The sequence below is a fragment of the Hydrogenimonas sp. genome, from assembly GCF_029932565.1.
Classification (GTDB): Bacteria; Campylobacterota; Campylobacteria; order Campylobacterales; family Hydrogenimonadaceae; genus Hydrogenimonas.
Map to the genome: position 1 here is coordinate 1 of NZ_JAOZPV010000071.1, position 9,491 is coordinate 9,491.

The 9,491-nt window shown below is 51.7% G+C and carries 8 protein-coding genes; 6 read left to right on the forward strand and 2 right to left on the reverse strand.

What is annotated here, in order from left to right; genetic code table 11:
- Positions 1-57 precede the first annotated feature (57 nt).
- The 6 genes from Q1K24_RS08000 (at position 58) to Q1K24_RS08025 (ending at position 7,705) form a co-directional block, all read left to right on the forward strand.
- Complete coding sequence (locus tag Q1K24_RS08000) at positions 58-510, forward strand: type II secretion system protein (RefSeq protein WP_300368576.1); 453 nt, start codon at positions 58-60, stop codon at positions 508-510.
- A 24-nt stretch (positions 511-534) separates the two neighbouring features.
- Positions 535-981 carry a type II secretion system protein gene (locus tag Q1K24_RS08005; RefSeq protein WP_300368579.1) on the forward strand — a complete coding sequence of 149 codons (447 nt, stop codon included), beginning with the start codon at positions 535-537 and terminating at the stop codon, positions 979-981.
- 14 nt (positions 982-995) lie between these two features.
- Positions 996-2,831 (forward strand): primosomal protein N', encoded by a 1,836-nt coding sequence (locus Q1K24_RS08010; RefSeq protein ID WP_300368581.1) that lies wholly within the window; start codon positions 996-998, stop codon positions 2,829-2,831.
- Positions 2,832-2,854: 23 nt separating this feature from the next.
- Positions 2,855-3,919 carry a flavodoxin-dependent (E)-4-hydroxy-3-methylbut-2-enyl-diphosphate synthase gene (ispG, locus tag Q1K24_RS08015; protein ID WP_300368584.1) on the forward strand — a complete coding sequence of 355 codons (1,065 nt, stop codon included), beginning with the start codon at positions 2,855-2,857 and terminating at the stop codon, positions 3,917-3,919.
- A gap of 68 nt (positions 3,920-3,987) precedes the next feature.
- The gene (gene dnaB / locus Q1K24_RS08020; RefSeq protein WP_300368587.1) at positions 3,988-6,447 is read left to right on the forward strand and encodes a replicative DNA helicase; all 2,460 of its coding nucleotides are present in this window, start codon (positions 3,988-3,990) and stop codon (positions 6,445-6,447) included.
- Positions 6,428-7,705 (forward strand): ComEC/Rec2 family competence protein, encoded by a 1,278-nt coding sequence (locus tag Q1K24_RS08025; protein ID WP_300368590.1) that lies wholly within the window; start codon positions 6,428-6,430, stop codon positions 7,703-7,705. Before dnaB ends, Q1K24_RS08025 begins: the two co-directional genes overlap by 20 nt.
- Here the strand turns inward: Q1K24_RS08025 and Q1K24_RS08030 are convergent.
- Positions 7,598-8,533, reverse strand: a complete 936-nt coding sequence (locus Q1K24_RS08030) for a YihY family inner membrane protein (RefSeq protein WP_300368593.1) — start codon at positions 8,531-8,533, stop codon at positions 7,598-7,600. The two genes, Q1K24_RS08025 and Q1K24_RS08030, sit on opposite strands and share 108 nt — an antisense overlap.
- Positions 8,530-9,491, reverse strand: a 962-nt coding sequence (locus Q1K24_RS08035) for an FAD-linked oxidase C-terminal domain-containing protein (protein ID WP_300368596.1), incomplete at its 5' end; no start/stop codon positions are given. The genes Q1K24_RS08035 and Q1K24_RS08030, both read right to left, overlap by 4 nt.

The window sequence follows — 9,491 nt, forward strand, 5'->3', positions numbered from 1 at the left end:
TTCAGAACAATGGGTGAGAAGGAAGGCATAGGAATATGCCTTCCTTGATATTAAATTATGAAAAAAGCTTTCACGTTGATCGAGTTGATTTTTGTTATTGTTATATTGGGTATTCTGGCTGCAGTGGCAATACCAAAGCTTAATGCGACACGGGAAGATGCAATTGTAGCAAAAAAAGCCAAACTGATAACGGCATCTATAAATGAAATAGCTGCTCATGCGTTTGGACAAAAAAGCATCAGCGGTGGTTTGACAACATATTCGAATATTTTGCGGGAAATGAAAGAGAAAGGTGAAGTGGTTCCCAACGGAAATGATAACAATTTGACGTTTTTAACCGGCAACAATACGCAATGCATTATATTGAGTCTTGTCAACGGAAACCAGGAACAGAACTTAAGTGTTTCATATGGAAATCCCAACAATGATACAATCTGTATAGGTTTGCAGCGGATTTTGCATAATAGCAATTATTCAATTGTATTGAGGAAGAATTTGGTCAATTATTGAAATTTGAATGGAGTTGTGAAGATAATGAAAAAATCGAATAGCAGATCTGCATTTACGATGATCGAACTTGTTTTCGTTATTGTGGTGATCGGGATTCTTGCATCCATCGCCATGCCCAGGCTGTGGGTGACACGAGACGATGCCATTATCGCCAAAGGGCGTTCCGATGTATCGACGATCCGAAGCTCCATCGCAACAGACCGACAGAAACGAATGCTGGAAGGAAATACCACGATAAGAGCTCAATTGGATTCTGCAGCTGTCAATACAGATAATGAAGCGTTATTCAGTGATATGCTCCAATATCCTATCTATGCCAAAGATGCACCGGGTCATTGGAAAAAAACAGGTGCCAATACGTATGTATATATTACTGGCGATGGAACGAATGTAACATTTACCTATAATACGGCGACAGGTGCTTTTGATTGTACCCATACCAATAATGCTTGTAGACAATTAACGCAATAAACATAGAAAGAGATATGCACTTTTACGAAGTTTGCCTGCTGGGCAAACGGGCTCCCTTTTTTACTTTCCATTCCGAAAAAAAAATCGAACCCTTCACGTATGTCACTGTTTCTATTCGCGGCAGGATGACCAATGCCGTTGTTGTGGCCGAAGTGGAAAAACCGGCATTTCAGACCCACCCGATCGGTGAGATCCATCCTCTTGTCTATCTCCCCTATCAGATAGAGACGGCACGTTTCATCAAGGAGTATTACGCCTGTACCTTTGGTGAAGCGCTGGGCCTTTTCGATCCGTTTTCCTCCGTAAAACCGGCAATCGAAACATATATTGGCGGATCGAAAATAACGCTTTCCGATCCACAGGCCAAAGCGTTCGAACAATTGATACAACACGATTCGGCCCTGCTTTTCGCGCCGACGGGCAGCGGGAAGACGGAGATCTATATGCAGTTGTTCGATGCGATGCTGCAAAACGGAAAGAGTTCCGTTTTCCTGATGCCTGAGATCAGCCTGACGCCCCAGATGGAAAAACGTCTGAAAATTCATTTTGGCGACAGTGTGGCGATCTGGCACTCCAAGCTGACGAAGAAGAGGCGGACCGAAACACTCGAAGCGATACGAAGCGGAAAGGTGCGCATCGTGGCCGGTCCCCGATCGGCTCTCTTCCTGCCTTTGCATGCGATCGGCCTGATCGTCGTGGACGAAGAGCATGACGACAGTTACAAGGCACACAATCGGCCGCGGTATCATGCGAGAGATCTCGCCCTCTATATGGGAAAGCGGTTGGGTGCGAAGGTGGTGCTAGGCTCTGCGACACCGAGTGTCGTGACCTATGCCAGGCAGCCGGTCGTGCGGATCGAAAAGCCTTTTGTCGAGACGAAAAAACGGTTTCTGTTCGAACAGGGGGGATGCCGGTTGACCCCGACGATGATCGACGCGATCGAACGGCATACGAAGGATGGCGGGCAGGCGCTGGTTTTTCTTCCGACCCGTGCCAATTTCAAATATCTCTACTGCGAAAACTGCGGCTATACGGTGGAGTGCCCCTTCTGTTCGGTCGGCATGAGCCTTCACCGCCATCGGAAAGTCGTGCAGTGCCACTATTGCGGCTATGCAGAAAAGATTCCCTCCTCCTGCCCGAAATGCGGGTCGGTCATCCAATCGGACCGTATCGGAACGGCGGAGGTAGCCGAGCAGTTGTCGGAGCGCTTTCCGAACCTTGTTATCCAGCAGTTCGACAAAGATACGATTACGACGGCGAACAGACTTCAAAAAGCCCTCGACAGATTTGCAAAGGGAGAAACAGACATATTGGTCGGCACCCAGATGCTTGCAAAAGGGCATGACTATGCCGACATCACTCTGGCAATCGTCCTCGGACTCGATTATATTCTGGCTCTTCCCGACTATCGGGCCAGGGAGCGGGCACAGTCTCTTTTCGTGCAGATTTCGGGACGTGCCGGAAGAGCGCGGGAAGCCACCGTCATTGTTCAGACCAATCAGCCGGAATTCTTCAGCGAATATATCGGAAAGTACGACAAGTTTCTGAAAGAAGAACTTGCCTTCAGGGAGGGACTCTACCCGCCTACGATGCACCTCTGCCGCCTCCTTTTCGCCGATAAAAACGAGACAAGGGGACGGGAAGAAGTGGAGCGTGTAAAAAGAGAGATCGAACGTTTCGGAAAAATCGAAATCGTCGGAGCGGGCAAGGCGCCGATCGAAAAGATCGCCGGAAAGTTCCGATTCAGCATCCTGCTCAGAAGCGCGAATCGGAGGGATCTGATGCGTGTCGTCAAAGCGGTGGACGACGGCCGTTTCGAAGTCGATATGGACCCTGTCGATTTCGCCTGAAACTTTTCGATATAATCCCTTTTATGATTAAAAGATACCCGACCAGACAGATTCATGTCGGAAATGTACCGGTAGGTGGTGATGCACCGATATCGGTGCAGTCGATGACCTATTCGCGTACGGCCGATGTCGATGCGACGATAGAACAGATCAACCGTCTCCATTTCGCCGGTGCGGATATCGTTCGTGTGGCGGTGCCCGATTACGAGGATGCTTATGCGCTCAAAGCCATCCGCGAAAAGACATCGTTGCCGCTCGTGGCCGATATCCATTTCAACTACCGTTTGGCACTGATTGCCGCGGAGCACGTCGACTGCATCCGCATCAACCCGGGAAACATCGGTGAAAAATCTCGGGTCAAAGAGGTCGTCAAAGCGTGTACAGAGCGAAACATTCCGATACGGATCGGCGTCAACTGCGGAAGTCTGGAGAAAGAGTTTGAAGAGAGGTACGGCCAGACGGCCAAGGGGATGGTGGAGTCGGCGCTCTATAACATCAAATTTCTCGAAGATCTTGGTTTCAACGAGATCAAAGTTTCGATGAAAGCGAGCGACGTCCAGCGGACCGTCGACGCCTACCGCATGCTGCGTCCGCTGGTCGACTATCCGTTCCATCTGGGAGTGACCGAAGCGGGCACGGTGTTCCATGCGACGATCAAAAGCGCTATCGGCCTCGGGACGCTGTTGCTGGAGGGTATCGGTGATACGATGCGGGTCTCCATTACCGGCGAGCTGGAGAAAGAGATCGAAGTGGGCCGGGCGATTCTCAAAGACAGCGGCGTGGCCAAAGAGGGGCTCAACATCATCTCCTGTCCGACCTGCGGCCGCATCGAGGCGGATCTGGTCAAAGCCGTTGCCGAGGTGGAGGAGAGAACGAAACATATCAAAGCACCGCTCAACGTCTCGGTGATGGGGTGTGTGGTCAATGCGATCGGAGAGGCGAAAAGCGCCGATGTGGCGATCGCGTACGGCAAGGGGAACGGCCTGGTGATGGTGAAAGGGGAAGTTGTGGCGAAACTTTCCGAAGAAAAGCTGGTCGACCGCTTTCTGGAAGAGGTCGAGAAACTGGCCGATGAAATGGAGAATTGAGAATTGAGAATTGAGAATATTTCGATAGGAAGCCTAAAACTCGGTTTCATTTTCAGGAGTGGGGTCTGATGGAAGAACATCTGTATAATCTGAACATCGAACGTGCCGTGTTGAGTACGATCATTTTCGACCCGGAACAGTACGAAGAGATCGCCGCGCAGCTAAAGCCCGAAGATTTCTACCATCCGTTTCACCAGCATCTTTTCATGGCGATGGAGGAGCTTTTCCGCGCCGACCAGCCGATCGACGAAGAGTTTCTTCGCGAAAAACTGAGCCAAAAAAACCGGTTCGACGAGGTGGCGTTTCTGGATATTCTCAGTGCCAACCCTCTCTCCAATACCCATGCCTATATCAAAGAGATCAAGGCCAAAGGGCAGAAACGTGCACTCGTGACACTCGCCACAGAGATAAAAAAGCTCACGATCGAGGACGATCTGCCGGCCGACGATGTGATGGATGCCGTCGAAGCGAAACTCTACGCCATCACTTCCGAAGCGTCGACGCAGGATTTTCGTGAGAGCCAGGAGATGGCGCTGAGTACGCTCGAACACATCAAAAAGATGAAAGAGCGGGGCAACTCGATGCTGATCGGGGTCGATACCGGTTTCAAGGAGCTCAACCGTATGACGTCGGGCTTTGGCGAAGGGGACCTGGTCATCGTGGCGGCGAGGCCGGCAATGGGAAAATGCCTCGGAAAAGGGACCCGCGTACTTATGTACGACGGTTCGCTCAAAAAGGTCGAGGATGTGAAAGAGGGTGATCTGCTGATGGGGGACGACTCCACACCTCGGCGCGTCCTTTCGATCGCCAGGGGGCGGGAAATGATGTACTGGGTCCGGCAAAATCGCGGGATCGATTACAGGGTCAACGAAAGCCACATTCTCTCCCTCAAACGAAGCCGCAACGAAGGGGGACACAGACATGGTGAGATGCTCAATATATCCGTCAGAGAGTATCTGAAAAAGAGCGACAAATTCAAAAGCAATTACAAAGGATACAAGGTCGCCGTCGATTTTCCAGAAAAAGAGGTGCCGGTCGACCCCTATTTTCTGGGGATCTGGCTGGGCGACGGACGGAGCGCCGACGTGAGAGTGGCAACGCAGGATCGGGAAGTGGTCGAATTTCTCGAGGCGTATGCCGCCAAACTGGGGTTGACTCTGCATCTGTATGTCGCCGAGGGGAAGTGCCCGATGTATACGATCAGCAACGGTCGCTCCGTGGATCCACACGGAACGTTTTCGCTTCAGAGACTGCTGCGTCGCATGGGACTTTTCGACAGAAAAAGAGTTCCCCACGATTATATCGCCAACAGTTCCGAGGTGCGTCTGCAACTGCTTGCCGGGCTGATCGACAGCGACGGATATTATGATGACAGATACCATGTCATGGAGATCACGCAAAAGAGTCGTGAATTGGCGGAGGAGATCAAACTTCTCGCCGATACACTGGGGTTCAGAACTTCTCTCGTAAACAAAAAGGCCACGATCCGATCGACGGGTTTCGAAGGTGAAGTCTATCGTGTCAGAATCGTCGGAGATCTGGAGAAGATTCCGACGAAAATCCCGAGAAAAAGAGCCCGCCCGCGAAAAGCGAAACGTGACGTGATGCATACCGGCATCCGTGTGGAGCCGGATCGAGTGGACGACTATTACGGTTTCGTGCTTGATGGCAACCATCTCTTTCTGCTGGAAGACATGACCGTAACCCACAATACGGCTTTGACGCTCAATATGGCCCTCAAAGCTCTCGAAAACGGCGACGGTGTCGCCTTTTTCTCGCTGGAGATGCCGGCGGAGCAGCTGGTGCTCCGGATGCTGAGCGCGAAAACTTCCATTGCATTGCAGGATCTGCGGGTGGGGAATCTGACCGACGAGGAGTGGACACGGCTCTCCGAAGCGGTTGACTGGCTGAGCGGACAGAAACTTTTCGTCGACGACGAAGGAACGATCAATATCCATCAGGTGCGTGCAAAACTGCGCAAACTGAAGTCGCACCACCCGGAAATCAAAGTGGCGATGATCGACTATCTGCAGTTGATGAGCAGCGGCAGCAACAAAGACCGGCACCAGGAGGTGAGCGAAATCTCACGGGGGCTCAAGATGCTGGCGCGCGAGCTCGAAATCCCGATCGTCGCCCTTTCACAGCTCAACCGCTCGCTCGAAGCGCGTGCCGACAAGCGCCCGATGCTTTCGGATCTTCGCGAATCGGGGGCGATCGAGCAGGATGCGGATATCATTCTCTTCGTCTACCGCGACGATGTCTACCGGATCCGCGAGGAGAAAGAGAAAGAGATGAAGGCGCGTGCCGAGGGGAAAGAGTACAAATCGGCCTTCCACGAGAAAGAGGAGGAGGATGCCGAAATCATCATCGGGAAACAGCGGAACGGGCCGACGGGCATCGTCGAACTGAAATTCCAGAAACGGTTTACCCGCTTCGTCGATGCCGGATATGTACCGGTCGAGGTCGTCTACGAACAGAGCAATATCGATATCGGAGCCGAAACCAAAATTGAGCTTCCGCCTATCTAAACCGTCACTGATCGAAGGGCGTCGCGAATGGCTGCTCTTTTTCGTACTGGCGGCTACCATTCTCGTATCGACGCTGAGCTGGCAGTTCTATCGCTACACCCAATTCGTCTCTCAGAAAAAAATCTATACCCGTGCCGATGTTCTGATGCAGTATACGAAGCGAAAAGGTAGCCGGGAGTACGAGGTGTTGAAGCTCGAAACGGAAGATGGACGGACACTCTATACTACATCGCGGGAAGCCCTGAAAAACCTGCGGGGACGAAACGTTTCGCTTCTGCTTTTTCCCAGGAAGGTTTCGTTTGCCGATTACCTGTCGATTCCCTATGTTCCTTCCGCCATATTGCGTGTCAATGCGGAGAGATCGATGCGGATGCAGATTTATGAAACCATCGCCGCACAACACCGGAACGCATGGATGCAAGAGCTCTTTGGTGCACTCTTTCTGGCCCTGCCCATCTCCAAAAAACTTCGCGAAAAGGTGACACTGCTGGGCGTCAACCATCTGCTTGCTCTAAGCGGTTTCCATATGGGATTGCTCTGGCTGATTCTCTACGGTATGGCGTCACTGGTCTACAAACCGTTGCAGCAGCGTTTTTTTCCGTGGCGCCACAGGCTTCTCGATGTCGGTGCCGTCACGGTTGCGCTGCTGGGGCTCTACCTTCTTTTCACGGGTATCCCCCCTTCGCTTCTGCGTGCCTATGCGATGGTGCTGGTCGGGTGGCTCGCTCTGCTTCTTGGTATCGAACTGCTCTCTTTCACATTTCTGGGTGTCTGTGTCGTCATGCTTGCGGCACTCTTTCCGGCATTGATACTTTCGATCGGCTTTTGGCTCTCGGTGTCCGGCGTCTTTTTTATCTATCTGTTTCTACAGTGGACGCAGTCGTGGCCGAAATGGGCTATTTTTCTGACGCTCAATCTCTGGGTCTACCTGGCGATGTTGCCGGTTGTCCATCTCTTTTTCGGCACATTCACTCTCTACCAGTGGGTCTCCCCGCTTTTGACGATACTTTTCACTCTCTTTTACCCGCTTGCGATCGTACTGCATATCTTTGGTGTCGGCGGAGTGATCGATCCGATAGTGATCACGCTGTTGCAGTGGCCACAGGCCGGTTTGGCTGCCGATATCGCAACGCCGGTATGGTTTTTCGTGCTATTCCTGCTTTTTTCTCTCGCCGCTGTCCGGTGGCGTCGCGCACTCTATGTGCAGGCGGGGCTCATGCTCCTCTTTTTCGTATATCTTGTTCAGCAGGTAGCATAGTTTCTGACCGTACAGAAAGATAATCCACGAGACGTAGATCCAGAGCATGAAGAAGAGCAGTACACTGAACGATCCGTAGATCGTGGTGTAGGTTTTGGTATGGACAGTATAGTAGATGAAGATGTTTTTTCCGATGTACCAGATCAGCGAAGCGAAAAAGGATGAGAGCAGTGCCGCCTTGAATTTGATGAGAACGGTTGTCGAAATTTTGTAGGTGACGAAAAAGAGCATCCAGATGATGAGGAAGGGAAAGAGTGCAAGAAAGTCGATACCGCTGGTATATTGGGTGCTGTCGAGGAGTTTCTGGACTCTGACAGAGAGATAGATCGATGCCGCGAGCGCCATCGGTCCCAGTGTGATCAGTGTCCAGTAGGTCGTGAGTGCACTCCAGAAACTTTTCTGTTTCGAGCGGAAGATTTTTCCCACGATATATTCGTAGTTCTGGAAAAACATGATCGACGCGACGATAATGAAGATGAATCCAATGGTACCGAGTTTCGATGTATTGGCCAGAAATGTATCGATATATTCCGACACCGTCTCCTGCGATGCGGGCATGATGTTGGAAAAAATGAAACTTTTGATTTTCTCATACTGATCGGCGAAGTTTGGAAGGCGCACGATGATCGAAAAACTGACCAGCAGCAGCGGAATGATCGTAAAGATCGTATAGAAACTGAGGCTAGCCGCGTAGTAGGGAATGTCCGGATCGTAGAACTCTTTGATCTTGCAGTACACGGAAGTGAAGACGTGGGAATGTGGGAATGTGGGAATGTGGGAATTTTTCTGCTCCCCATTTTCTGTTTTCTGTTTCCCTTTATCGTTCACAGCGCCATCTTGCCCGGATTCAGGATGTTGTTGGGGTCGAACGCCCGCTTGATGTCACGGAAGAGATTCATCTCCTCTTCCGTGAATGCCAGGTGCATGAAGGGTGCTTTGGAGAGGCCGATGCCGTGTTCTCCACTGAGGGTGCCGCCCAGGTCGACGGTGATGCGGAAGATCTCTTCGATCGCCTGGTGGCCGATCTCCAGTTGTTTGGGATCGGAGCCGTCGACCATAACGTTGGTATGGACATTGCCGTCACCGGTATGGCCGAAGCAGGGGACTTTGACGTCGTATTTGAGCGCAACGTCGCTGATGCGGCGCAGCAGCTCCGGCAGAACCGAGCGGGGTACCGTGATATCTTCGTTGATCTTTTTGCTGCCGTAGATCGTGATGGACTGGCTGGCATTGCGTCGTGCGAACCAGAGATCGGCCGACTCCGATTCATCCCTGGCTTTTTTGAACTCCATGCAGCCATTTTCATGGAAAACACGTTCGATCACATCCATCTGGTAGGTGATCTCTTCGGGGAGGTTGCCGTCGACATCGGTGATCAGAATCGCGCCTGCGTCAACCGGAAGCCCTTTATGAAATTTCTCTTCGACAGCACGGATCGTGAGGTTGTCGAGAAACTCCATCGCCACGGGTGTCACGCCGCTGGCCATCGTCTTGTAAACCGCCTCCATCGCGCTGTCGACGCTGGGAAAGATCCCCATGGCCGTCTTTTTGAGATTCGGTTTGGCGATCAGTTTGAGGGTGATTTCGGTGATAACGGCCAAGGTGCCTTCACTGGCGATCAGAATACCGGCGATATTGTAGCCTGCGACATCCTTGATCGTCTTCTTTCCTGCGCGGATGATGTCGCCATTGGGGCGGACAGCGCGGATCGCCATGACATAATCTTTGGTGATGCCGTATTTGGCCGCCCGCATGCCGCCTGCGTTTTCACTGACGTTGCCGCCGA

Bases quoted from the DNA above. Each gene is read 5' to 3' on its own strand.
- ispG (WP_300368584.1), top strand. From the start codon at position 2,855: ATGATTAAAAGATACCCGACCAGACAGATTCATGTCGGAAATGTACCG.
- Q1K24_RS08000 (WP_300368576.1), top strand. From the start codon at position 58: ATGAAAAAAGCTTTCACGTTGATCGAGTTGATTTTTGTTATTGTTATA.
- Q1K24_RS08005 (WP_300368579.1), top strand. From the start codon at position 535: ATGAAAAAATCGAATAGCAGATCTGCATTTACGATGATCGAACTTGTT.
- Q1K24_RS08010 (WP_300368581.1), top strand. From the start codon at position 996: ATGCACTTTTACGAAGTTTGCCTGCTGGGCAAACGGGCTCCCTTTTTT.
- dnaB (WP_300368587.1), top strand. From the start codon at position 3,988: ATGGAAGAACATCTGTATAATCTGAACATCGAACGTGCCGTGTTGAGT.